The sequence below is a fragment of the Streptomyces sp. NPDC037242 genome, assembly GCF_055604165.1.
The window spans coordinates 258,719-285,539 of sequence record NZ_JBVJUY010000003.1 but is presented as its reverse complement, the minus strand read 5'-3'; the positions used below and the strand labels follow the sequence as shown (position 1 = coordinate 285,539).

The 26,821-nt window shown below is 72.6% G+C and carries 9 protein-coding genes; all 9 read left to right on the top strand.

Annotation, left to right across the window (positions count from 1 at the left end):
- Positions 1–54 precede the first annotated feature (54 nt).
- The 9 genes from ACZ7GJ_RS06545 (at position 55) to ACZ7GJ_RS06505 (ending at position 26,782) form a co-directional block, all read left to right on the top strand.
- Positions 55–14,130, top strand: a complete 14,076-nt coding sequence (locus ACZ7GJ_RS06545) for a WXG100-like domain-containing protein (protein WP_470750040.1) — start codon at positions 55–57, stop codon at positions 14,128–14,130.
- Positions 14,131–14,209: 79 nt separating this feature from the next.
- Positions 14,210–14,632: a hypothetical protein gene (locus ACZ7GJ_RS06540; protein ID WP_470750039.1), complete on the top strand. Its 423-nt coding sequence runs from the start codon at positions 14,210–14,212 to the stop codon at positions 14,630–14,632.
- Positions 14,633–14,712: 80 nt separating this feature from the next.
- A complete protein-coding gene (locus ACZ7GJ_RS06535; RefSeq protein ID WP_470750038.1) occupies positions 14,713–16,092 on the top strand; it encodes a hypothetical protein in 1,380 nt (459 codons plus the stop codon).
- A 52-nt stretch (positions 16,093–16,144) separates the two neighbouring features.
- Positions 16,145–19,597, top strand: a complete 3,453-nt coding sequence (locus ACZ7GJ_RS06530) for a right-handed parallel beta-helix repeat-containing protein (protein WP_470750037.1) — start codon at positions 16,145–16,147, stop codon at positions 19,595–19,597.
- Positions 19,594–20,946, top strand: coding sequence for a S8 family serine peptidase (locus tag ACZ7GJ_RS06525; protein WP_470750036.1), 1,353 nt, complete (start codon positions 19,594–19,596; stop codon positions 20,944–20,946). The genes ACZ7GJ_RS06530 and ACZ7GJ_RS06525 overlap by 4 nt, the downstream gene beginning before the upstream one ends.
- Before the next feature lie 151 nt (positions 20,947–21,097).
- On the top strand, positions 21,098–21,697 hold the full coding sequence (locus ACZ7GJ_RS06520; RefSeq protein WP_470750035.1) for a sigma-70 family RNA polymerase sigma factor: 600 nt from the start codon (positions 21,098–21,100) through the stop codon (positions 21,695–21,697).
- Positions 21,698–21,830: 133 nt separating this feature from the next.
- Positions 21,831–23,042, top strand: a complete 1,212-nt coding sequence (locus ACZ7GJ_RS06515; protein ID WP_470750034.1) for a MinD/ParA family ATP-binding protein — start codon at positions 21,831–21,833, stop codon at positions 23,040–23,042.
- A gap of 57 nt (positions 23,043–23,099) precedes the next feature.
- The gene (locus tag ACZ7GJ_RS06510) at positions 23,100–23,660 is read left to right on the top strand and encodes a hypothetical protein (protein ID WP_470750033.1); all 561 of its coding nucleotides are present in this window, start codon (positions 23,100–23,102) and stop codon (positions 23,658–23,660) included.
- A 347-nt stretch (positions 23,661–24,007) separates the two neighbouring features.
- Positions 24,008–26,782 carry an AfsR/SARP family transcriptional regulator gene (locus ACZ7GJ_RS06505; RefSeq protein ID WP_470750032.1) on the top strand — a complete coding sequence of 925 codons (2,775 nt, stop codon included), beginning with the start codon at positions 24,008–24,010 and terminating at the stop codon, positions 26,780–26,782.
- Positions 26,783–26,821 lie beyond the last annotated feature (39 nt).

The following is a 26,821-nucleotide window of genomic DNA, read 5'->3' as shown; positions in this document are numbered from 1 at the left end:
CCGTCTCCGTTCCATCGGGCACAGCCACCCGCCCGACCGGAGGACCACCACGCCATGTCCATCAATCCGCCCAAGGGAATCGCCGACTTCCTCGGATTCGTGACGGGCATGGAGTGGCCCCAGGCCGACGAGGACCTCATGCGGCGGGTGTCGGAGCACTACGCCGACATCGCGAAGGACCTCACGACGCTCTCCGGTTACGTGTTGGAGCTCATTCCGATCGTCAAGGGCGACTTCCGCGGCGAGGCGGCCAGCTCGTTCGTCGTGTCGATGAACGACCTGACGGGCCAGACGGCGGGCGCGAACCAGCTGGAGCAGACGGCGGAGCTCGCTCAGCAGCTCTCCGATGTGGCCCTGAAGGTCGCCAACCAGGTCGAGTACACGAAGATCATGGCGATCCTGCAGCTGGTGGAGCTGCTGGCGCAGATCCTGTTCGCCACACTCTTCTCCGTCTTCACCTTCGGTTCGGTGTGGGGACCCGTGTCGGCGATGTTCGCGATGACCCGTGAGGGCATCAAGGGCCTCTTCATGTGGCTGCTCAGCACGATCGTCAGCCAGACCTTCATCGGCATCACGGGCGGCATCTTCCGCGACCTGGTGATCCAGCTGTACCAGCTCGGCGCGGGCCACACCAAGGAGTGGAACATGGAGTCGATGATCGACTCCGTCAAGCAGGGTGCGCTGACCGGTCTGGTCGGCGGCCCGCTGGAGATCGTCTTCCACTACGGCGGCAAGCTGCTCGGAAGGCTCCTGGGCGGCCGCAGCCCGGCCTCGATCCTCAGCCGCCGGGTGGACGACGCGCTCAAGGGCAAGGCCGACGACAAGATCAACAAGACGCTCGACAAGACCCCCGGCAACGGTGCCTCGAAGAGCGGGAAGGACGTGCCGGGCGGCGCAGCGGGCGCGGGAGCCAAGCCGGACGTCCCCAAGCCGATCGACAAGCCGGAGCTGCCGGCGAAGACGCCCGTGAACAAGGTCCCGGACGACGCTCCGGCGCCCCCGGTACGCACGGAGACCGCGGGCGACGCCGTCACCACGCCCCCCGCCGCCCGGGCGGACGCCCCCGGCACGGCGGCCGGCACGGCGCCCGGCACGCCCGGTTCGGCCGGCACGCCCGGTTCGGCCGGCACGCCCGGTTCGGCCGGTTCGGCCGGCCGGCCCGATGCCCCCGCCACGGCCAAGCCGGTCGGCGCCGGCGCGTCGGACGCCGCCCCCACCCAGTCGGCGGGGTCGGCCTCGAAGGGCTCCGGGGCGGCCGGGAGCGCCGGCCGCCAGGCCGACGTCGAGGTGCCGCCGCGACTGGAGTCCCTGCTGGCCACCAAGCAGGCGCGGCAGGACTTCTCCAACGAGGTCGGCGATCTCCTCGGCAGTGTCAACCGGCAGCTGCAGACCGGCTTCCTGCGGTTCGGCGAGGGCACCATCGCGGATGCGTTCGCCGACAAGATGGGCGACATCTTCGCCAAGCACCTGGCGGTCGAGGGTGCCGAAGCGGCGCTGAAGGCGGAAATGAAGGCCGCCGGCCGGGAGTTCGGCGACATGCTGGCCCGCAAGTGGGTCCGTCTCGGCGCCGACCACAGCGATCTCTCCGAGTCCCTGACCAAGGCCCTCGGCGATCTGGCGAGCGTCCAGCCGCTGCGGAACCTCGCGGAGGCGATGCCGAACCTCTTCAACCGTTCCGAGCACAAGGGCTTCTTCCAGCGGGTCCTGTTCCAGGAGAACCCGCTGCAGGGCAACCCCCTGTACCAGCTGGGCGGCGCCATCGCGTCGACCCTGCAAGAAGGCACCCACGAGATGCTCAGCGAGGGCTTCTACAACGTGGTCTTCGGGGACGGGACGTTCGAGGTCAGTGGCGGGCCGTTCGCCGCCGGCGTGTCGATGAGCCTGCTCGGCAGCGGTCTGCACCGGATGTTCGAACCCGTCATGGTCAAATACCAGGACTGGGTCCTCAAGCACCAGTACTCCGAGAACCCCAACGACAACAAGTACTTCGGCCTGCTCCACCCGATCAACATCGCCTCGTTCGTCGCGAACATGACCGGCAACCCCGCGCCCTGGCCGGTGCCCCGCCCCACCTCCCAGGTCCAGGACCCCAGCGTCACCGCCGAAATGAAGGCCATGGTCAAGTGGGTCTTCTCCAACCCCTTCACCGGTACCCCGTTCTTCTCCGACTCGCCGCACGCCGCGGACGTCCCGACCGCCGGGTCGCTGGACGACGTACTCGACGTCGCCACCGAGAGCGACACCGGCAACGGGTTCGACCTGCCCACCGTCACCCCCGACCGGCCCTTCAGCGAGGAGTTCGCCGACCACCCGCTGTTCGGGGCCGACTCCGACAACGGGACCACAACTACGCCGGAGACCGTTTCCTCCGAGCCCGAGTACGACATGCTGATCGTGGACGACGACGATTCCAGCGTATCCGACTACGATTCCCTCGCGGACGAGGACCTCACGCGGCCGGCCTTCCTGCGGACCGAGGGCGGCGACAACCCCTTCACCTCCGAGGGCATCCGGCAGCAGCCCGCGGGCGAGGGGCAGACCTCCACGGCGACCGCCGGGCCGGTCCTGCGCGAGGGCCCGGAACGCACCGTCGACGTCGTCACCCCGGCAACCGCCCACACGCCGCTGACCGCCGTCGTCGTCGAGTCGGCGTCCACGGACTCCTGGAGCACCGACTCCGACGCCTCCCCCCACACCGCCGGCGCCGACGACGGCGCCACCACCACCGCCTCCACCACCACCCCCGAGCGGCCGGACACCCCTCCGCCGGGCCGTGGCGGTGACGGTGACGGCAGCGACGACACGCCCCCGGGGCCGGACGTGCCCGCCCCCGTCATCTCCGCCGTCGTCCCCACCGTCATCCCCGCCGGCATCGCCATCGGCGACCTGAGCGCCGCGCAGCTCAAGGCCCTCCAGCAACTGCCCGCCCGACCGGGCGTGTTCGTCGTCGGCATGCACACCGGCCCCCACGGTGCGCCCGACGCCGCGACCACCCTCAAGGCGCTCATCGACACCCACGACAGCGGCGGGCTCGACGGGATCACCCAGATCCAGTTCACCGCCTGCAACCTGGCCGCGGCCGTCAACGAGGCCACCGTCAAGACCGTCATGAGCGGCCTGTGGAAGCACCGGGCCACCGGCGAGACCGCTGCCACCCCCGACACCCTCAAGGCCGTCGCCGCCGACGGCCCCGTCTGGGTCGTCCCCACGACCGGCTCCGACAGCGCGCTCGTCACCGCCCATCACATCGGCATCACGCCCGACGGCAAGCCGACCGTCCTCACCGAGGGCGCCGCCTGGCACGAGTACTCCGACACCGGCGGCCCGGACCACACCCCCGACCACACCGACACCCGTACCAGCGACATCCCCGACGGCGCCGTCCACGCGCAGGTCCGCACCCCCGCGACCGCCGACCAGCATCCCGACGCCGTCAAGTTCGGCACGGAGCCGGGCGGATCCAGCCGCTCCAACGCGCCGGACGCCTCGATCGAGGACCGGGTACGGATTCGCTACATGGAGGAATCGCAGACGTACGAGCGGCGGCTCGCCGACTACCTGGCCGACCGGGACGACGTCAAGCAGGTCGCGCAGACCCTGGCGCAGACGATCTGGCGGTACCTCCCGCCGGACAAGCGGGGGTCGCTCGGCAGCAACGAGGCCTCCATGCCCGGAGTCGTGGGCAACAAGGAGCCCGAGCTGCGCCGCGTCGTCCGCGAGGGCAATCTGCGCGAGCGGATGACCCTGGTCTTCCACGCCATCTCCACCCTGGTACTGCCGACTGCGCTCAACCACCCGGCCAGATACCCGAGGGCGATCAGGGACGAGCGCCCCAGCCGGCAGGAGCGGCCCGAGTACACCAGGTTCCGCACGCTCGACTCCCAGGTCACAGGGATGAGCAAGGCCGGGCGAACAAATACACCGGAGTACCAGAGCACCTATCAGGAGTGGTCCGCGCTGGCCCGGACCCTGCGCACGGACCTCAGGCCCGACGGGATCACGCCGGGGCTGAGCGATACGGAGCAGCTGAAGGCCCTGGACCGCCAAGGCTCCCTGAAGTGGATACCGGGCGCGGCCAAACTGGAACTCAAGATGAACGCGCCGCTCCAGCTCACCAGTGAGGAGCACGGCCGTCTGGTCATGACCGGCACGTCCGGGTCCGCCTTCTACTTCCACCAGTACGCCCAGTTGATGGCCGATCAGTGGTCGATGGCCGTGGACCACCAGGCACTGCGGCTGGCCCTGATCGCCACCTTCGTCGGCCAGGGGCACCACTCCGTACCCGAGGTCATGGCGGGGTCCGCCGTCTTCGGCCACTGGGCCGCAGTCGAGGAAGTGCAGATGCCCGTCCCCGGGCCCCAGGACGCCCCCGACTGGGGGCACTACCGCGCCCTCGGGCCGCTGACCGAGGCGGAGCTGCGCGCCCACGTGGCCGTCGACGGGAAGTTCCCGGACGAGCGGGCCGCCGAGTACCACGCGTCCCTCATCAACCGCGACCGCGACGTAGAGATGGCCGAAGCCAACCCGGTCTCCAAGCGCCGCCGCGGCGGCGACAGCGACGAAGACACCGACATGGTGGACCCCAAGCGCGAGCGCCAGGGCAGCAGTCCCGCGGTGCCCGAGAACTCCCCGCACTCGCAGCCGGGGCGCAAGGAGCCCGTACTGGTGCCTCCGGCGGACCGGCCGGTCACCCCCGAGCAGTGGTCCGACTGGAAGTGGACCCCGGGCCGCGAGGACGTGCCCCCGCCCGCCCGTATCCGTACCGAGCGCTTCGACCCCGCGGCCGATCCGGACGACCCCGGGCCGTACTCCGGCACCGCGGACCGACGCCGCCGCGGCGGCGGTCTGCTGGACGGCCGGGCCACCCGTATCAACGCCGACGTACAGCGCTTCAACGTCCCCGCGCAGGACGGCGGGCCGGGCGGATCGGTACGGCTGGTCCAGGTCACCCTGCCCGTGGCCACCGACGGTTCGTACACCGCGGCCGAGGTCGCCGCCCTGCGGGACCGGATGCAGGGCCTCCTCGACGCCCATGTGAACCTCGGCTTCGCGCTGCCCCGTACCAAGGACCAGCTGCACATGGAGGTCCGGCTCGTTCCCACGCCCGTACCGCAGGACGGCGCCTTGGGACGCGACTGGATCACGGTGAGCCAGGACGCCGGACCCGGCCGGAACTCCGACCAGCTGCACTTCCGGCTGCACGGCGACGACGCGGACCCGGCAGTGGCGGCGCGCGACGACGCCATGCTGCTGCACGAGCTGCTGCACTACGCCGGTCTGCCCGACCGCTACCACGACGCCCGGTCGTTGTTCCGGCACACCCCCGAGCAGGCCGACGCGTCGGGCGTCATGGCCGAATCCGCCCTCCCCGACGGCACCTTCCCCCGGCAGTACCTCGAAGCCATCGAGAACGTCACCGAATCCGGCTCCGTCCTCCACGACAACAACGGCCCCGGCTCCTGGACCGTTCCGGGCAACGACCCCACACCCCCCGCACACCGCGGCAGCCAACACCCCGCCGCCGTCAAGTTCGGCACCGACACCGATACGGCGAAGCCGGGTCCCCTGTCGCGGGTGCTGCCCGAGGAGTCCTGGCCGACGCTGCTGGAGAACCCCGACGACCGCCTGACCACCCTGCTCGGGGAGGTGCTGGACGGGCGCAGCGGCGACTGGCGGACGCTGAACACCGACTCCTATCTGCAGCTGCGCGCCCGGATCGAGGACACCGGTCCGACCTCCGCGCTCGGCGCCGAAACCATCGGAGGCATCAACTCCGCCTTCGATCACTACAACGACTCCATGCCCTCCGCCAAGGACGACGTGGCGCGGCTGACGACCATCGCCGAGACGGTCCAGTTGCTCCAGACGACCGAGGATCTGGATCCCTCGACCACGGCCGACGTCCGGTTCCTGGCCCAGCGCCTCCTGCTGGACAACGGCTACTCCCCCTCGCTGCTGCCCGACGACGCCTACACCGCGGACTACTGGCAGGACGGCACGGCGGACCAGATCACCTACGACCTGGCCATGGGCATGGCGACGTTCGCCCGTCTCACGTCCGGGCCGCCGCAGGGGTCGGAGCCCGCGGGCGGTCCGCTGGCGCGCGTGCTGCCCGAGACGTCCTGGCCGGCGTTGCTGACCAGCCCCGACGATCGGACGACCACCCTGCTCGGGGAGGTGCTGGACGGCCGCGGCGGCGACTGGCAGACGCTGAACACCGACTCCTACCTGAAGCTCCTCGCCCGGATCGAGGGCGACGGGCCGCCCGTGGAGCCCGCGACCGGCGTACGAGCAGAGCTCGACGCGATCTTCGACGGCTATCACCGGAGCGTGGCCGCCGCCTCCGGGGACAGGGCTCGGCTGACGGCCGTCGCCAAGGTGCTCAAGCAGCTCCAGAAGGTCGGGGACTTCGGGCCGTCGTCGCAGACCCGGATGACGGCAGACGGCCGGTTCCTGGCCCAGCGCCTGCTGCTGGACCTGGGCTACACCCCGTCGCTGCTGCCGGCCGGCGCCGACGCCCCGAAGTTCTGGCGGCGGATGGAGAAGCGGATCGCCGAGGACCTGGCCATGGGCATGGCTACGTTCACCCGCGTCCGGTCCCGGGCGACCGAGCAGGCCCCCGACGTCGCCACGGTGAGCGGTGATGCGCCCGCGAACGCGGCGACCGTGACTCCCCCGACTACGGAGCCCAAGGCCGACGCCGGGGTTCCGCCGACCGGCGACGCCACCGCCGGCGAGCGGACCCCCGAGAACGCCGATGCCGACTCCGACGTCGCCGAGTCCGAGGAGGCCGCCGACTGGCGGGCGGAGCTGTCCGGGCTGGGTCCCCGTACCGCCGAGGTGACCACGGCCTATCTGGTGCTCCCGCACTCCGTGGACAAGGTGGCGGGCCAGTCCGACGCGTTCCTGCGCACCGGGGGCAAGCCCTGGGCCACGCTGACGGCGCAGCGCCCCTCGGCCGGGGGGCAGACCCTGCTGGAGGTGACCGTTCCCACCGGCCGGGCCGTCGATACGGGTGACGGCCGGCTGCTTGTCGGCAAGGACGACCTGACGCACGTGAGCGTCACGGGCGTGTTCGCCGAGGGCGGCACGCTCCAGCCGTGGCAGGCCCGGACGGAGGCCGATCTGGTCGGTCTGCCGCTGGCGATGCTGACGCGGCTGGAGCAGGCGTTGCACGCCAACCCGGATGTGAATGTGAACAGCCCCATGGCGCGGCTCGCGTTGCGGATCAACTACGCGGAGGCCTCCCGGGAGGCCGAGCGCCCACTGGGCGAGTACATCGCCGGGCTGGAGCCGGTGCAGCGGCAGGTGCAGCAGCTGGTCCAGGCCCTCTGGGACAAGGCCGGAACCGACGACATGCGCCGTGCGCTGGGTACCGATGCCGCGACCGGGAGCGGGTCCGTCGGCAGGGACCTCGCCGAGTTGGAGCGGGTCGTCAGGGAGGGCAACCTCCGCGAGCAGATGCACCTGCTCGGGATCGCCGTGCACGGCGATGTGCTCAAGAAGCTGGTGGGTTTCAAGAAGACCGTCCCCCCGATCCTCAAGCAGGAGTGGGACAGGCAGGTTTCACCCGACGTGGCCCAGCGCCGCGACGCGATGCAGAAGCAGCTCGACGCGATGGCGCCGGGCCCGGAGCGCGACGCGTACGAAGCCGAAGTGAAGCAGTTGGTCCGGACCGACCTGCGTGCGGACGAGGTGGTGCCGCCGCTGAGCGAACGCGAGCGTCGCCACGCGCTGGAGGACGGCCGGCTCGCGTGGCTCCCCGGCGAGAACCACCGTGCGATCCAGATGGTGAGCTGGGGGCAGGCGACCGCCCAGGAGTCCGGCGGACTGCTGAGCGCCGGTACCTCCAACACGACGTACTTCGTGCTCGAAGCGGTCCACAAGATGAGCCAGAAGTGGGGCCTTCAGGTCGACTACCAGCTGGTACGGCTCGCCCTGCTGGCGGACATGCTTCCGGTCCACCACCACTCCCTCCACGAGATCATGAGGGCGGCCGACGAATTCGGGCGGGCCGTGCTCCGCAACGACGCGCTGGACTACTCCGACAACTGGAGCAGGTTCCGCTCGCTGGCGCCCCTGACCGAGGGTGAACTCCGTACGGCCATGCCGGGAGGGAGGTTCCCGGACGAGGTCGCCTTCGGGCTCGAACCCCGCGAGACGCTGTCGGGCCCCGTCGATCTCCTGTTGCAGGGCCCGGTCCCGCAGAGCGCGGGGCGCCGCCTCTCGCAGGTGCTGCCAGAGCAGTCCTGGCCGGTGCTCCTGGACGGCGCCGACTCCCCGGACGGGGTGCCCCAGTTGGTCCGTGAGGTGTTGGACGGGCAGCCGAGCCGCAGTCGCGACTGGCAGCGGATCCACGCCGACTCCTATCTGGAGCTCCGTCGGAGGATCGAGGGGGGCGAACCGCCCGCGGAGCCCGAGGGGCCCTCGCCCTGGATGCGCGACGAGGACGAGGACGCACCGGAGGTGGACGTCGTACAGCGGGACCTCGACGGGATCTTCGACGACTACTACACGGCCGTCGCCCAGGCCTCCGGGGACCGGGAGCGGCTGCTGGCCATCGCCGGCGTCGTGCAGCGGCTCCAGCAGTTCGAGGGACTGACGGGTCCGTCGCAGCCCGGCACCGGGATCACCGCTGACGTGCGGATCCTGGCCCAGCGCTTCCTGCTCGACCAGGGATTCACCCCGGCCCTGCTGGGCGCCGAGGGCGACACCCCGGCGTTCTGGCAGCGGTCCACGGATCAGATCGCGGACGATCTGACCTCGGGCATGGAGACGTTCGCCGCCCATCTGGCGCCCGTACGTCACATTCCCGCCGGGATCACCGTCGGCGAGCTCAGCCCCGCCCAGATCAACGCACTTCAGCAACTGCCGCCTCGAACCGGCGTGTTCATCGTCGGCATGCACACCGGCCCGAACGGCCCGCCCGACGCCCACACCGTCCTCAGAGCCCTCATCACCGCCCACGACACCGGCAAGCTCGACGGCGTCGACCGGATCCAGTTCACCGCCTGCGACCTCGCCACACCCCTCAACGAAGCCACCCTCAAGACCGTCATGAGCGGCCTGTGGCAACACCGGGCCGACGGCAGCACCACACCCGCCCCCGACACCCTCACCGCGCTCGCCGCCAACGCCCCCGTCTGGTACACCCCCACCGGACAGCTCGTCACCGCACAACACATCGGCATCACCCCCGACGGCAAGCCCACCATCCTCACCGACAACGCCGCGTGGCACGAGTACACCGACACCGGCCACCCCGACCACACCCCTGCCCACACGGCCACCCACACCGACAACGACCTCACACCCACCACCCAACCCGGCAGCCAACACCCCGGCGCCGTCAAATTCGGCACCAACACCGACACGGCAGAGGGGCCAGAAGGAGCAGAAGGGGCAGAAGGAGCCGCAACCCCGCCCGGCACCCGGGACGACGCCGACTCCGTCTCCATCTCGGTGAGCATGGCCGGCGAGCCGTCCAAGTCCCATGAGCTGACCGTGTCGTTCAAGAAGGGCGGCAAGACGCTCGACCCGGCCGACGGGCCCCAGCTGCACAGGTTCGTCCAGGAGCTGCTCCCCGAGCTCAAGCGCCGTCATCTCCAGCAGGAGGACAAGCTCCGGATCCAGGTCAACGCCGGTGGCAACCACTGGTTCGCCCCGGCCGCGGAGAGGACCGGCACCGAGCGCGCCAACGCCATCGTCCAGGCGCTCAGGTTGAGCATCCGGTCGGCCGCGGACGCGGAGAACCTCCCGGCGGCGGCCGAGATGGCCGACTTCGTCGTCACCTCACGGGGACGCGCGATCGACGAGGCCCCCACCGCCCCCGAGGTACCCAAGGCCGATCTGCGTCGCCGGAGCACGATCAGCACGCAGCTCCGGACCCCCGAGGTCCGCGACGAGTACGATCCGTACGTCACCGACGCGGCGAAGCTCCTCGACCGGCTCGGCGGCAGCCGGGTCCAGGTACTGGACCTGGCGCTGGCCATCGGCCACGCCAGAGGCAACGCGACCCTGCGCGGCGAAGCCGCGCAGCCGGGCCATCCCACCGCGACGGCCGTCAGGAACGGCCAGCAGGCCCTGCCGCGCCACCAGGAGCCCGTACGGCACAGCACCATGCTCAACCTCACCGAGGTGAAGGCTCTGCGGCAGCAGGCCGAGAACCGCGGCACCGAGCACACCGCGCTGCCGCTCGACCAGTTGCTGGCGCCGGACGCCGACTGGCAGGCCGGACCGCGGCACCGGTCCGGGCCGGACCACAACGTGGTCTTCGAGGTGCTCCCGCTGACCGCCCGCGACGCCGGGCAGATCCTCGGTGAGGGCCGCGTGGTGTTCGCGCCCGACGCCCGCTTCGAGGTCGTTTCGCTGGAGCGGATCGAGTCCGGCCGGACGAAGGTGACGCTCCGCGAGGTGAGCCCGAGGGCCCTCGTCGGATCCGGCCAGGGACCGTCCCGGCCGCCGCAGCCCGCGACGCCCGTCATCGGCATCCCCGGCGTGAGCTATCCGGGTCCGAGCCGCCCCCTCGACTCCATCCTGGTGTACGACAGCGGCAAGAAGCAGTACGTCTTCCGGCAGCCGCAGTTCATCCACCGCGGGGAGGTGGAGGTCGAGCTGGTCGACGGAAAGCCGTTCGTGCGCTTCTACACCACGGTGGTCAGCGAGGTGGCACTCACGATCGATCCGACCGCGCCGGGGCGGGCCACGTCCGCCGAGTTCAAGGACATCCAGCAGGACCCCGACACCGGCCGGATCGTCATCAGCACGGGCAAGGACGAGGACACCGTCATCTGGACGGGTGTCGGCACCCCCGGGCGGGCCATCGCCTGGGCCATGAAGTACAAGGCCGACGACCCCGCGGTCTTCAAGCCCCTCATCCGGTCCTACTTGGTACCGATGGACGTCTACCGCGAGATCACCACGACCTCCCTCCCCGAGGAGGATGTGAACGCGCCCGGTGACGTCTTCCGCGGTGACGCCTCGCACCTCGCGGTGCCCGAACCCGAGATCGCGCGGGACAAGGACCAGTACCCCCTGAAGCACGCCGCGCAGACGCCGAATTCCGCGCCGGATCCGCTGCCCGACGGTCCCGCCCCCAATGCCGGCCGCACGATCAACACCGACCAGCCCGGCGACCGCAACCAGTTCGGCATCCGCGGGGAGCACCTCACGCTGCTGCGCGAGAGCATCCTGCCGCACTCGCTGATCACGTACTACCAGGACGCGGACGGCTTCAGCCCGGACCACGCGGACGCACGGTTCTCGAAGCACGGCCGCGTGGCCCACGTGAACGAGCTGCGCCGCCGACTCGACATCCCGGACGTGGAGAGCCGCCAGCTCCTGGCCGAGCACAACCCGTGGCTGGACGGCAAGAAGCACCGCAACAATCCGGGCCAGCTGAAGCGGATCTCCAACGAGCTGCGCACGCACTACGTGACCTGGCGGCAGTTCCAGCAGCTTCCCTCCGAGCGCATGCCGCACCCCCTCCTGGACGAGACGACGCCAGCCTCCTACGACCGCCGTCTCGTTCAGCTGAAGGAGTTCCTGAAGAACCACGGCGAGGCCTTCGAACAGGACCCGGCTCTCGCCCCCGAGCTCAGGAACCTCGACCACGACATCGAGAAACCGGGCCACGACACGGAATCGGTCGAGCGCTTCATGAAGGAGACGGTCCTGACCTGGGCCTCCCACGCGGAGATCGCCCACATCCTCTCCCTCCAGGCCAAAGCGGTCCTGGCCGACCGGAACCTGACGGACACCCCGTTCCCGCACGACTTCCACGAGATGGGCAAGAACCGCGACGAGGACGTCCAACTGCAGATCCGGGCCGGAAAGAAGATCACCGAACTCTGGCGGAACGGGAACCCGACGTACCGGATGATCGACCGCCTGACGCGGGACTACCCCGAACTGGCGCTCCGGTACGGCCAGATATGCGCGAGCGAGGGGTACACGTTCTTCGAGCACGCCCAGATGGTCGTGGGCCAGTACCTCAAGCTCGCCTCCCTCGATGCCGACGCCCCGGACCGGACGGTCCCCGTCGACGCCATCGTCAAGGCGATCCTGTTCCACGACATCGAGAAGATGAACTCGAAGGCGATGTACGGGAAGGGCAAGGAGCAGCACGACCAAGAGCCCGAACACCGGGGCGCCGTGGAGCTCATGGGCAAGTACCGGTACCTGTGGGGCGACTCGGAGGCGGACGCCCGCTCGTTCAGGGCCGCCGTCATGATGGTCGACTCGGACCCGCTGGGCTTCTACTACCGCGGCAAGCACGCCAAGAAGGCGGAGGCCAACCTCGACCACGCCTTCCAGTGGCTCGCCGAGGCCGCCCTGAAGATCGACGGCAAGCCCGTGATCGTCAACGACGGCACCGGGCGCCGGCTCGCGGAACTGACCGATGCCGACACCCGGGCCATCATCGGGCTCTTCCACGAGTTCCACCAGTACTACCAGGCCGACTACTCCTCCTACACGACCTACAGCCAGTACGTCCGCCGCGGCGACCTGATCTGGAACCCCCTCGGATACGTCCCCCCGGGCCTCACGGATCCCGCGGCGGACAACGCGCCGGCGCCCCAGGAGGACGACACCGCCTCGGTCACGTCCGAGGACTCCCACGACTCCCGGGAGTCCCGCGCCAGCAGCACCGGGGAACGCCGGCCGGGCGACGATGCGATCGAGGACCGGGCCCGCACCGGCAAGCCCTCCTTCAACCAGAGCTTCTTCCCCTCCGACGGCCAGGAGTCCCCGAACACCACGTACCCCCTGCGTGGCGGCCCGCGCCTGGCCGTGGACGAGTCGGGCGAGCCCGTACGCCCGCTCCGGTTCGCCTTCGACCCTGAGTACGAGCGGATGTACGGGGAACTCGCCGCGAGGTTCGCCAGTCCGGAGACCGTCCGCTCGCACTTCCGGCGCATCGGCGAAAGCCGGGTGAGGATCCTCTCGGGCAAGCTCGGCGACCCGCAGGACGGCAAGGGGAAGGCCAAGGCCGAAGCCGAGGTCGAGACCCCGGACGTCACGGCGGTCCAGCAGTCCCACGATGACGGCGACGCCGACTTCGGCCTCGACTTCGACGGCCTCGACTTCGACCTCGGCTTCGACTTCGACGGGGCGGACCTGGCCGACATCGGCGTGGCGCCGAACGCCGCCGGTTCCCCGTCGACTTCCCTGAGCGACACGAGCAGTTACTTCCCGGGGGACATCTTCGGGGACGACGCCGCGTCCATACAGGACTCCGACGAGGCCGCCTCGTCCGGGGAGGACGGGCCGCTCGCCCCCTACCAGCTGACCGAGTACGAGACGGGAGGCACCACCCCGCTCACCACCCGCCGGGCGGAGCACGCACGCATCGAGGCGGCCGCGAACGGCGCGGACCCCTACGAGCTCGCGCTGAACGGTCCGGCCAGGGACGCCGCGTCCTTCCCGGCCTACCTGCCGGTCCGCCCGCTCCACGCGGTGGACCACCCCGCCTTCACGGTGTCCGGTGACCACCGGTACGCGCTGCCCCTCGGCGAGGGCCGGCCCAGGGAGTTCTACGCCGCCCCGCAGGCCGTGGAGCAGGCACGGGACCGCCTCGCCGCGGCCGGCAGCACGCTGCGGCTGGTGGTGGACGACACCTCGTACGTCCGCTTCCACGGGGACGGCGCGGAGCACACCCTGCTCCGGATCACCGTGGAGGGCGACGGCTCGGGCAGCTCCGCGCCGGTCGTCCTGGCGGGCGACCCCCAGGGCCAGCACCTCACGCTGCGCAGCGCAACCCGGCCCGACCAGCTGGAGGCGGACATGCGCGAGGCGGTGGAGACCAACCTCACCCACTACGGAGAGCGGATGCACGACATCGCACGGGAGTTGGAACAGGCCGACCCCGGCCGGGCGGACGGGCGCACGCAGCTCGCCCGGGCCATGGCGGACCTCCGCCGGGCGCGCGAGGAGCTCGACCTCCTGGGCCCCGACCGGACGGCGGAGCGCGCCCGGTTGGAGCTGGAGCAGGCAGCGGCCCTCGCGGCGGCCGTGCGCGCGCTGGCCGCGTCCGCGGGAGCCGAGTACGGCACCCCGGGCGAGGACTGGTACCTCCACCTGAACCCGGGGGCTCCGCTCGCGCTGCCGAACGTGGACTGGTCGGCGTGAACCGTGCCCGGCGCCGCGTACGTTCTCCCGGGAGCGTACGGCCGCCGGGCCGCCCCGACCCCAAGGACAGGACCCCGCCATGACCGACCCGGAGTTCCAGCTCGCCGCCGTCTTCGACCACGTGGACCCGGTGGCCGGGCCCGGTTTCGCTGTGGACCACCCTGCGGTCGAGGACCCCGCGCTGCTCGCCCTGCTGGTCGAGCGGCTGAACGCCGGCGCGCCCGTACTGATGACCCCGGTGCTGATGGACGACGTACTGGATCCCGAGCGGCGTTCGGAGGTACCGCTGAACTTCCGTACGGACGGGCGGTGGGTGTGGACCGACACGGTCACCTACTACCTGGAGCAGTACGCCCTCGCCCCGGAGCCCGGCCTGCTCGCGCACCTGGGAAGCCCGGACTACGCGTTCGCGGCGCCCCTCGACCAGGCAGTCGTAGAGCGGGCCGCGGCCTTCGTGCTCACCCCGGCGCCGGAGGCCGCAGCGGCCCACGTACTGAGCTGACCGGCACCGGTGAACCCCGGAGCGGTGGCGGTCCGTTCGAACGTGATGCGGGTGTTCCGCGACGACCGAGGGGAAACACGGTGGACAACAGCGAACAGCGGCACGGGACCGCCGGACGGGGTCCGGGTGCCATCAGCCTGCCGGCGGTCGCCTGGCACGCGGCCGGTGCGGAGCCCGCGGCGGACCCCGTCGCGCCGCGCCCGTCCCTGACCCTTCCCGCGCTGCAACCCGAGTCCGTCACGCAGCCGGATCCCGCAGCCGCTCCAGCCGGCGGCGCCGTCCCGGAGGTCCCCGCCGCCGCGGCCGAGGAGGCCTCGGGGGCGGAAGAGACCCAGGAGGCCGAAGAGACCGAGGAGGCCGAGGAAGGCCGGCAGGCGGCCGAGGAGGCACCGCAGGCGGCAGCGGCTCCGGACGCCCTGGCCGCGGCCACGGTCGCGGCTCCGGCCGCGCCGGCGGGCCTGCGCCCGGCGCGGCGGATACCGAAGCCGATGCTCGCGGCCGCCGCCACCTCGGGCGTGGTGCTCATGGGCATACCCCTGCTGTTCTCCCAGCTCGGCGGGGACGCCGGCCCCGGCCGGGTCCCGCCCCGCCCCACCGGCTACAACCAGCCCGACGGCGGCCCGGAGGGCTTCGTACCCGGCACCGACCTGGCGGTGGGCTCCGTACCGCCCGGCGCGGTCGTCCCGGGAGCGGCCGCGGACGCGCCGGGCCAGGGCGCCGCCAACGCTCCCGTGGCCAACACCGGCACCGGCACCGGAGGCGGTGAGGGCCAGGGCAGCCCCGCGGGCGGCCCCGGCGGCGGCCCGGCGGCCGGCTCCGGCGGGAACCCGGGCAACCAGGGCAACCCCGGCTCCGGCGGATCCCCCGACACCGGAGTCCGCCAGGACCCCCAGCAGTCCCGCCCCGACGCGCAGGCGCCCCCGCCGGCCCCGGCCAAGAAGGAGTACGCCGCCGTCGCCGGCCAAGGCTGCGCGGGCGAGGGCGCCGCCTTCAGCCGCAACGGCTGGTACACGGACGGAAAGGAGGGCTGGAAGTCGTACGGCACCGGCGGCTACGGCAGCAGCGGCTGCAACGGCGACTTCCTCGCCATGCCGATGTCCGGCAACAGCGGACAGGACGCGGGCAATTACATGTTGTGGACCTTCCGGACCGGCGCCGTCACCACCGGCACCTGCCAGGTCTCCGTGCACGTCCCGAACAACGGTGACGTCAAGGCGGTCGGCGGGAAGCCGGCCTACTACACCGTGCACGGCGCCGCCTCGGCGAGCGGCCCCACGCTCGGGTCCTTCACCGTCAACCAGCCCTCCCAGCTGGGCCGCTGGGTCGGCGCCGGCAGCTTCCGGATCACCGGCGGCCAGCTGGCGGTGAAGCTGCACGACCGGGGCCAGGACTGGTCGGGGTCGACGAAGACCTACGACCACCTCGCGGGCGACGCCGTCCGCGTCCAGTGCACCTCCTGAACCAATCCGGCCACATCCGGCCACCGGCCCACGACGAAGGGAACGATCAGGCATGTCGCGCCATGTGCTGACCGTGTGCGCACAAGCGCAGAGCGGCGGCTCGTACGGCTCCGGCGGGTCCAGCGGCCCGTTCCGCACCATCGGAGAGGCACTGGAGGCGGCACGCAGCGGCGCGGTGATCTCGGTCCGACCGGGCCGGTACGAGGAGAACCTGGTCATCACCAAGATGGTGACGATCACCGCCGAGGACGCCCAGGGCACCGTACGGGTCATCCCCCGCAAGGGCACGGTGGTCCAGGTGGTCGCCGAGGCCGTGCAGCTGACCGGTCTGGTGCTCCAGGGGCTGGACGAGGAACTGCCGGCGGTGGACGTGCCGCGCGGTCAGGCGGCGCTCCAGGACTGCGAGGTGGTGGGCAACGCCTGGACGGCCGTGCTCAGCCGCCAGCAGGGCTCGCTGGCGATGCGCGGCTGCCGGGTGACCAACCCCGGCGGTGCGGGGATCGTGGAGACCTCCACCGGCACCAGCGTGATCGAGGACTGCGTCGTGGAGCACCTGGGCACCTCGGCGGTGGTCATCGGCGAGCGGGCCAATCCGACGATCCGCAACTGCGTGCTGCGCGACGCCCGCGGCAACGGCGTCTGCGCCAACGGCGAGGGGCGGGGGCTGATCGAGGACTGCGAGATCTCCGCCACCGACAAGCCCGCCATCGCCCTGGAGCAGAACAGCGCCACCCGGGTCCTGCGGACGTCGGTACGGGACTGCCTGCTGGGCGTGTACATCAGCTCGACGGACCGGGTGGTGCTGGAGGACTGCTCGGTGACGGGCACGAAGGTGCACGGCATCGCGCTGGCGGGGGGCACCGATCCGGTGCTGCGCCGCTGCCGGACCTCCCGTACCAAGGGCAACGGGATCCATGTCACCGGCCGTTCCCGGGGCACCTTCGAGGACTGCGAGGCCAGTGCGGCCGAGGGCAGCGGCATCTGGGTGGAGGAATCCTCGGGGCCCTCCTTCAGCCGGTGCTCGGTACGGGACGCCAAGGACGCGGGGGTCCGGCTGACCGGGGACAGCTCGCCGGACTTCGACCGGCTGGAGGTCCGGGACAGCGCCGGGGCGGGGGTGCGCGTCCTGGAGGGGGCGAACCCGATGCTGCGGCGCGTGACCGTGTCGGACGTCCGCGGACCCGGCGTGGAGGTGACCGACAACGGCCGCGGCCGCCTGGAGGGTTCGGAGATCTCCGGCACCAGCCAGGCCGGGATCCGGATCGCCGACGGCGGCAACGCGTACGTCGGCAACACGGCGGTACGGGACACCGGCGCGGCCGCCGTCTCGGTCGGTTACGGCGGTGCGGCCACGCTGCGGGACTGCGACGTGGCCGAGTCCTCGCAGGAGGGGGTGCTCGTCGAGGACGGCGGGGAGCTGAACGCCACCCGCACCCGGGCGCGTTCGTGCCGGCGGCACGGCTTCCAGGTCGCGGCCGGCGCCCGGGCCGTGCTCGGCCGGTGCGAAGCGGTGGACAACACCGGGGACGGCATCCGGATCGACTCCGCCGAGGCGGTACGGGTGCACGACTGCACGGCGTCCGGGAACCGCGGGTCGGGGCTGCGCCAGTCGAAGCCGTCGAACCGGCTCGCGGTGGAGAACCTGACCAGTGTGGAGAACGGGATGCCGGACGCGCACGGCGAGGCCGGTGCGGGGGCCGCAGGCGGCGGGTCCCGCACCGGTGGACCCGTGGGCGCGGCCGCTCCGGACAGGGCGGACGGGGCGGAGGGCTCCGACGGGGGGCTCGGCGCCGACGGGGCGCAGCCGGCCCCGGCCGGTCCGCCCGCGCGGAAGGGGCCGCTGGACGCCCTGGACTCCCTGGTCGGCCTGGACGGGGTGAAGGAGCAGGTCGCCACCCTCGTCAACCTCAACAAGCTGGCGCGGCGCCGGGAGCTGGCGGGCATGCCGGCGCTTCCGATGAGCCGGCACCTGATCTTCGCGGGTCCGCCCGGTACCGGTAAGACGACGGTGGCCCGGCTCTACGGCTCGATCCTCGCCGAGCTGGACGTGCTCCCGTCGGGCCATCTGGTCGAGGTGGCGCGCGCGGACCTGGTGGCGGCGATCATCGGCGGTACGGCGATCAAGACGACGGAGGTCTTCAAGGAGGCCCTCGGCGGTGTGCTCTTCATCGACGAGGCGTACACGCTGTCGCAGGGCACCGGCGGCAGCGGACCGGACTTCGGCCGGGAGGCCATCGACACGCTGGTCAAGCTGATGGAGGACCACCGCGACGAGATCGTGGTGATCGTGGCCGGGTACTCGGAGCAGATGCAGGGCTTCCTCGACTCCAACCCCGGGCTCGCGTCCCGTTTCAGCCGGACGGTGGAGTTCGAGAACTACTCGGACGCCGAGCTGACGACGATCGTCGCGATGGCCGCGGCCTCGCACGGCTACGAGCTCGCCGACGGCACCTGCGAGGCGCTGGAGGCGCACTTCGGGAGCGTGGCCAAGGGCGCCGACTTCGGCAACGGCCGTGCGGCGCGCAAGGTGTTCGAGGAGATGGTGGACCGGCAGGCGTCCCGGCTGGCCGTGCTGTCGGAGATCGGCAACGCGGACCTGGCGCTGCTGAAGCCCGAGGACGTCGGGGCGGACGCCGCCGCCGCGGTCGCCGCTGCCGCCGCCGGGGTGCCGGCCGAGCGGAAGACCGAGCTGCTGGACGAGCTGCGCGGCATGATCGGCCTGCCCGCGGCGAAGGAGCAGGTCGAGGACCTGGTCAACCTGATCAAGCAGGTGAACCGGCGGAAGGAGGCCGGGCTGCCGACCGCCACGATCAGCCACCACCTGGTGTTCTCGGGTCCGCCGGGTACGGGCAAGACGACGGTGGCCCGTCTCTACGGGCAGTTGCTCGCCGAGCTGGGCGTGCTGCCGGGCGGCCAGCTGATCGAGACGGCCAGGGCCGATCTGGTGGGCCGGTTTGTGGGCCACACCGCGCAGCTGACGAAGGAGGCGTTCGACAAGGCGCGCGGCGGTGTGCTGTTCATCGACGAGGCGTACACGCTGACCCCGCGCGGTGGCGGCGGCAACGACTTCGGCCAGGAGGCCGTCGACACGCTGATGAAGCTGATGGAGGACCACCGCGACGAGGTGGTGGTCATCGTCGCGGGCTACTCCGACGAGATGCAGGGCTTCCTGGACTCCAATCCCGGTCTCGCCTCCCGGTTCTCGCGGTCGGTCTCCTTCGAGCACTACACGGACGCCGAGCTGGTGCAGATCGTCTCGGTGCAGGCGGAGAAGGCCGGGTACGTGTGCCCGCCCGAGGCGCTGGCCGCGCTCGGGGAGCTGTTCGCCGCGGTACCGCGCGACCGGAGCTTCGGCAACGGCCGTTTCGCGCGGCAGACGCTGGAGTCGATGATCACCCGGCAGGCCGGGCGGCTCAGCAGGCTGGACATCGAGGACCTGGCCGAGCTCAGCCTGCTGCTGCCCCAGGACATCCCGTGGGACCGGGTGCCGGGGGGTGTCGCGTGACCGGCGGCCCCGCGGCCCCGGGTACCGGCCGGGCCGGGGCCGCGGTGGCGGCAGCGCTGGTCTGCGCGCTGGTGGTCGGCCCCGCTGCCACGGTGACCGCGGTGGCCGCGCCCTCGGCGCCGGCCGCCCCGGGTGCGGGGACGCCCACCGCTTCGGCCCCGGCCGGGGCGAGTACGGAGCCGACCTCGCTGCCCGGCCTCACGCAGCGGCTCACCGGCGACGAGTGCCGCAAGGCGTCGGACCGCACCGTCACCCGGACGCCATGGCCGCAGGCGCTCCTGCGGCCGGACACCGTCTGGTCGCTGACCGAGGGCGCCGGGGTGACCGTGGCGGTGGTCGGCTCGGGTGTGGACGACTCCGCCGGCCTGCTGGGCGGCCGACTGGGCCGGGCGGCGCGCCAGTTCGACGGCGGCCCGGCCGTGGACTGCGCCGGGCACGGCACGTTCACGGCGGGGCTGATCGCGGCGGCGCGGACCCCGGGGTCGGGGTTCGCGGGTCTGGCCCCCGGCGCCCGGGTCCTGGACGTGCCGGTGACCGACCGGCGCGGGGGCACCACCCCCGATCTGCTGGGTGCGGGCATCCGGGTGGCCGCCGACGGCGGTGCACGGGTGATCGCGGTGATGGCGGTGGCGGGCTCGGACAGCCAGGCGCTGGGGGACGCCGTACGGTACGCCGTGTCCAAGGGCGCCGTCGTGATCGCCCCGGCGACCCCCGACGGGGAGGGCGGGGGGCCCGCCTTCCCGGCGGCCCATCCGCAGGTGCTGTCGGTCGCGGCGACGGGACCCGGCGGGGCTCCGGCCAAGCAGGCGGTCGTGGGCCGGGTGGACCTGACGGCGCCGGGTGAGGCGGTGCTGGGCCCCGGGCCGGGCGGCAAGGGGCATTTCACCGCGTCCGGGCCGAGTTACGCGGCTGCGCTGGTGGCCGCGACCGCGGCGCTGGTGCTCGGCTACCGGCCGCAACTCTCCGGTGAGGCGCTCGCGCACCGGCTGCGGGCGACCGCTTCCGGGCCGGGCGTCGGGCCGGGCGGCCGGCCGTCGGACCCGCTCCAGGGGTACGGACCCGTGGACCCGGTGGCCGCCGTCACGGCGGTGCTCCCCGAGGAACTGCCGGGCGGGGCAGCGGGCGTGCCCGGCAGCGCCCGGGCGGCGGCGCCCGGCGTGGTGATGCCGCCGGACCCCGGGCCGTCGGCGGCCGGGCCGGCCTGGCTGGTGACCGCGGGGGCCTTCGCGGTGGGGGTGGGCATGGCAGGCGTTGCCGTGGTGGTGCCCGGAGGGCGGCGGCGGGGCTGGCGGCCGGGCCGGTACCGGGCCCCGGCGGGGGACGGGAACCGCAGGTCGGAGCTGCTGTAGCCGATCGTTGGCGGTTCTTTGGCGGGGCGTTGGGGACGGCTGCGACTCTCACCTCTGTCAAGCCCGGCACGCCCCGCTCAGGGGCGGCCGGTTGGTGCTGTCGCGGGCCACGGGAAGCGGCCGGCGGCGCAATGCGGGAGGAACAGCCGTGATGGGCATCGAGCAGCACGGTCCGGACGGGGACACGACGGCGGGCACGGCCGTGCGCGAGGGTGCGGACCGGGGCGGCGAGCGCCCGACCCTGGACCCCGACACGCTGGCGGAGCTCTACCGGCTGCACGCCCCGTACCTGCTCCGCGCGCTGATGCGGCTGACCAGCGGCGACCGGGGCAAGGCCGAGGACATGCTTCAGGAAACGTTTCTGCGCGCCTGGCGGCACCCTCAGGCGCTGACCCGCGGACCGGAGCACGGCCGGCCCTGGCTCTACACCGTCGCCCGCCGGATCGCCATCGACCACTTCCGGATGCAGGCCGCCCGCGCCAAGGAGCTCGGCGACGAGAACCCGGAGGAGCGGGCGGGCGCGCACGATCCGTACGAGGAGGTCGTGGTCGCCCACGACATCCGCGGCGTCCTCGCCGAACTCTCCCCGCACCACCGGGAGGTGCTCGTGGAACTGCACCTGAACGACCGCTCGACCGTGGATGCGGCGGCCGTGCTCGGCGTCCCGCCGGGCACCGTCAAGTCCCGCAACTTCTACGCCGTACGCGCCTGCCGCCCGCTGCTGGAGCAGAACGGCTTCGCCCCCGCGTGACCCACCCGGGCCGCACGCTCCGCGCGCCCGGCAGGTGAACCGGCCCCGGACCCGGTCGCGTTCCCCTGGATGACCACGGCCGGGACACTGGGAGGGGACCACCGAGGTGACCACCGTCGTAGACAGAAACAGCATGACCGAGCCCGGGCACTGGGCGCAGGCCCCCGACTACGGTCCGGCCGCGTGGCCGGACGCCGCCGAGCCGGACCGACCCGAGCCGGCCGCCGCGCCCGTGGAGACCGCCGCCGCGGCCGCCGACCCCGACGGGCCCGACCAGCCGCCGCAGCCGGAGCCCGGACCGGTCGTCGCGCCTCGGGCGCAGGACCCCGCGCAGGATCCCGGGCAGGACCCCGCGCCCGACCCCGGGCAGGACCCCGCGCCGGGTCCCGAGGCCGCGGCCGTCGCACCGGCAGCACCGCCCGCCCCCTCAGAGCCCGCACCCGCGGCCGCCTCCGCGCCGTCGGCCCGGCTGGGCTGGGCGGCGGATTCCGAGCTCTCCGCCGAGCGCCTGGTACGCCGTACGCCCCGCCGGATCTTCGGCACCGTCCGCCACCGCGTACCGGACGGGCTCACCGACACCATCCGCACCCCGCTCGCGGGCAGCCGGCGCATCGCGGTGATCAGCCTCAAGGGCGGGGTCAGCAAGACCACCACCACGATGGCCCTCGGATCGGTCCTGGCGCGCGAACGGTCCGACCGGGTCATCGCCATCGACGCGAACCCGGACTCCGGAACGCTGGGCCGCCGGGTGCAGCGGCAGTCCGGCGCCACCATCCGCGACCTGGTGGCGGCCATGCCCGACCTGCACACCTACATGGACATCCGGGCGTTCACCTCCCTGGCGCCCAGCGGTCTGGAAGTCCTCGCCAACGACTCCGACCCGGCGGTCTCCCGGACGTTCGACGAGCAGGACTACCGGCAGGTCGTCGAGCTGCTCAGCGGCCAGTACCCGATCGTCCTCACCGACTCCGGCACCGGCCTGCTGCACAGCACCATGCGCGGCGTCCTGGAACTGACCGACCAGCTGGTGGTCCTCGCCACCCCGAGCGTCGACGGCGCCAACAGCGCCGGCATCACCTTCGACTGGCTGGACGCCCACGGCTTCCACGACAAGGCCCGGCGCGCGGTGACCGTCGTCTCCGGCGTGCGGTCCTCCTCCAGCAGGATGATCCGGGTCGATGACGTCGTCTCCCACTTCCGGCAGCGCTGCCGGGCCGTGGTGACGGTTCCCTACGACGGCCACCTCGCCGTCGGCGGCGAGGTCGACCCGGACCGGATGCGCGGCCGGACCAGGGCGGCCTACTACGAACTGGCGGCCGCGGTGGCGCAGGAGTTCGACCGGTGACCGCCGCCCGCACCGCCTGACCGCTCCCCCGAGACCCGTAACAACTGGAGGAAATCAATGGCCTGGTACGAGGGCCCCTGCCGGATCACCGTCATCGGCGTCGACGCCGACTGGCCCCAGCGCGCCGTGGTCGCCGTGTCGGGCGCCGGCGGCGCCCGGATCGTGATCCCGGGCACGGTGGGTGCGGCCCGCTACATCGAGGCCCGGAGCTGGCACCTGGAGCTGGAGCACCAGTACGAGGGCACCTGGCGGCCCAACATCCGTGCGGTCAAGGGCCGTTGGGAGAGCACGGACGGGATCCGCACGCAGACCATCCACAGCAAGGACGTGGACTGGCCCCGCAACCAGCACGAACGCAACCTGGTGCTGCGCCTGGAGTGGGCCGAGGCGCCGGTGGAGCGGCACGTCGCCGGCCGCGATCTCGACGCACCGGCCCGGTCGGCCACCGAGTCCTCGTCCGGCGGACCCGCCCACCGCACGTCCGCCGGACCGACCCGGCCCGGCACCTGGTCCTCGCCGGCGGGCCCCTCTTTCACCGCGCCTCCCGCGACTTCGCCCGTCCCCGGCACTTCCCACGGCACCTCCCACGGGCCGACCACGGGCAGCAGCCCCTGGTGATTCCCGTCCTGCGGATCCGACCTGTTGTGACACCACGGAGGTTCACCTGTAGAAATACTTGTCGTCACCGCGAATTCCACCCGAATTCATCTGGCGCGGCTGGAGTCGATCGAACCGGAGGGCGCGGCGGGACATGCGTCCGAAATGGGCTAGCCTCGACTCACCTCGGGGCGGTTTGGCTCAGAATCAGCGGTTATCCGGCCACTGGCCTGAACCCTGCCGAACCGGCGCCGTGACCGTTCGAAGCGCTGCCGCCGGCACCACCCCGAGACGCCCGGGCACCGCAACTGCCGCACGCCCGGGCCGGTTCGACGTGCTTCGCGCATCGGTTGGTAAGGGTGGGGAACATGAGACTGCTGCTCCTTGGGCCGTCGGAGCTGCGCTCCGACGACGGCGGGTCCATACCCCTGGGCGGCGCCAGGCGCAGAGCCGTACTGGCCGCTCTCGCCCTGAACCTCAACCGGGTGGTGCCGGTGGAGCGACTGCTCGACCTGGTCTGGGACGAGGCGCCGCCGCCGAGCGCCAAGGCGGCGCTCCAGGGGCATGTCGCCAGCCTGCGCTGCCGTCTCGACGACACCATCACGCTCGTGACCAAGGCGCCCGGCTACGCGCTGATGGCGGACCGGGCACGGGTGGACGTGCACCACATGCAGGACCTGGTGACGGCCTCTCAGGAGGCGTCGGACGACGAGGGCATCCGCCTGCTGGAGTCGGCCCTGGGACTGTGGCGCGGCCCGGCCCTGGAGGACTGCGAGTCGCAGGTGCTGCGCGGGGGTGCGGGGACCCGCCTGGAGCAGACGCGGCTGCACGCGGTGGAGCTGCTGGGCGAGCGGCTGCTGCGGGCCGGGCGGGGGGAGCTGGCGCTGGCGCGGCTGGCCGAGGCGGTGGAGGAGAACCCGCTGCGCGAATCCCTGGTGCGGCTGCTCATGCTCTGCCACCAGCAGGAGGGCAGGCAGTCGGAGGCGCTGCGCCTCTACCACTCGACGCGCGAGCTGCTGAAGGCGGACCTCGGCGTCGTACCCGGTCCGCAGCTCCAGAGGGTCTTCACCGACCTGCTCAGCAGGATGCCCCCCGCTCCCGACAAGCGGTCGCCGGCGGTCGTGCCCCGGCAGCCCACCGGATCGGCGTCGCCGCCGTCCGATGCCGCGCCCCGGCCGACGCCCGCCCCCCTGCGGGTCCACCCCGCGCAGCTCCCCCGTACGCCTGCCGGTTTCATCGGGCGGCAGGACGAGTTCCGTTCCCTGGAGCGGGCCCTGGCCCCGGACTCCTCGGGACTCGCCCTCGTCGTCGGTCAGGCGGGGGTGGGCAAGACCTCCCTCGCCCTGCGCTGGGCCCACGCGCACGCCGGCGACTACCCGGACGGGCAACTGTTCGCCGATCTCCACGGGTTCGACGGCTCGACGCCGGTGGAACCGTCCGTGGTGATCAGCGGGTTCCTCTCGGCCCTGGGTCTGCCGGAGCACTCCATTCCCGACGACCCGGCCGCCGCGCAGGCCCTGTACCGCTCGATGCTGGCGCAGCGCCGGCTGCTGATCCTGCTGGACGACGCCCGCGAGTCCGCGCAGGTCCGCCCGTTGCTGACGGCCGGCGGCGGGTCGGCGACCATCGTCACCAGCCGGCTCCGCCTGGACGGGCTGCTCGCCCTCGACGGTGCGACCCCGGTACCGGTCGGCCTGCTCGGCGAGGACGACGGCCTGGCCCTGCTCCGGGCCGCGCTCTGCGACGACCGCATCGAGCGGGAGCCCGAGGCCGCCGCGGAACTGGTCCGGCTGTGCAGCGGCCTGCCGCTCGCGCTGCGGATCACCTCCGCCCGGCTGGTGGCGCATCCCCGCTGGTCGCTGAGGTCGGTCGCCGACGAGCTCGGCGACGAGCAACAGCGCCTCGCCGCGCTTTCGATCGAGGACGCGGACATCACCGCGGCGCTGGCCCTGAGCGTCCGCGCTCTCGACAGCGAGGCGCAGGCGGTCTTCACGGCGCTCGGTGTGGTGCCCGGCGGCGACTTCACCGCCCATGCCATCGCGGCCGCGTGCCGGATACCGCTCGCCACGTCCCGCCGGGCACTGGGCGTACTGGCCAGCGCCCACCTGATCGAAGAACGTTCGATCGGCCGGTACTCCTGCCACGACCTCGTCCAGCTGTTCTCCCGCGAGTACGCGGCGGAGGGGCGCGGCGACCGGCTGCGCGGCCTGCTCGACTTCTACGTGCACACGGCGTACGCGGCCTCCCGGGTGTACGACCCGTCCGGGCGGCCCTGCTGCGATCTGCCCGACTGGTGCGAGCGGCCGCAGGCCGTGCCCCGGCTCGACGACCGGCGCGCGGTGCTCGACTGGTACGCGGGCGAGGCAGCCAACCTGTGTGCGGCGATCGAGGCCGCCACCCGTGCGGGTGAGGCGGACCGGGCCTGGCGCCTGACCGTGCTGGTGTGGCCGCTGCTGACGTGGCAGAGCCACCGCAACTGGATCCCGGTGGTCACCCACGGCCTGCGTGCCGCCCGGGCGGCCGGTGATCCGAGAGGGGAGACCCGGGTGGCCAACCTGCTGGGCTGGGCCACCGTCGAGGCGGGGCGGGCCGAGGACGCGATCCCGCTCCTGGAGCGCTCGCGGGAGCTGGCCGTGGGGACGGGCGACGACTGCGATCTGGCACAGGCGCTGATCAACCTCGGGCTGGCCCACGCCGCGTGCGGGACCTTCGAGGACGCGGTGTCGGTGTACGAGGAGGCCGCGAAGGTCTCCGAGCACATCCGGGACTACGGCACGGCGGCGCTCGCCCTGCACCACATGGCGCGGTTGTACCTGGACGAGGGCCTGCCCGACAGGGCCCTGATCCACGCCGAGCGGGCCCGGCTGATGCCCGGTACGCGCGGTCTGATGGAGGTGCTGCTGTGCGACGTGCAGGGGGTGGCGCTGTGCCGGACCGGGGACCCGTGGGCGGCCCTGCAACTGCTGGAGGAGGGGCTCGCCGCGGCCCGTACGGAGAAGTTCGGAGCCGGTGAGATGAAGGTGCTGGGGCACCTGGCGGAGGTGCTGGAGCGGCTCGGCCTGAGGGCGGAGGCCGAGGAGAAGCGGCAGGCCGCACAGTGTCTGCGCGGCCGGCTGGAGGAGGGTGCGCAGGACCCGCTCTGAGGGGCCCGCGTGAACCCGGGCGGTACGGCGCTCGTTCCC

What these genes read in the sequence shown, in the direction of transcription:
- ACZ7GJ_RS06545 (WP_470750040.1), top strand. Translation starts at nt 55, where the DNA reads ATGTCCATCAATCCGCCCAAGGGAATCGCCGACTTCCTCGGATTCGTG.
- ACZ7GJ_RS06540 (WP_470750039.1), top strand. Translation starts at nt 14,210, where the DNA reads ATGACCGACCCGGAGTTCCAGCTCGCCGCCGTCTTCGACCACGTGGAC.
- ACZ7GJ_RS06530 (WP_470750037.1), top strand. Translation starts at nt 16,145, where the DNA reads ATGTCGCGCCATGTGCTGACCGTGTGCGCACAAGCGCAGAGCGGCGGC.
- ACZ7GJ_RS06520 (WP_470750035.1), top strand. Translation starts at nt 21,098, where the DNA reads ATGGGCATCGAGCAGCACGGTCCGGACGGGGACACGACGGCGGGCACG.
- ACZ7GJ_RS06515 (WP_470750034.1), top strand. Translation starts at nt 21,831, where the DNA reads ATGACCGAGCCCGGGCACTGGGCGCAGGCCCCCGACTACGGTCCGGCC.
- ACZ7GJ_RS06510 (WP_470750033.1), top strand. Translation starts at nt 23,100, where the DNA reads ATGGCCTGGTACGAGGGCCCCTGCCGGATCACCGTCATCGGCGTCGAC.
- ACZ7GJ_RS06505 (WP_470750032.1), top strand. Translation starts at nt 24,008, where the DNA reads ATGAGACTGCTGCTCCTTGGGCCGTCGGAGCTGCGCTCCGACGACGGC.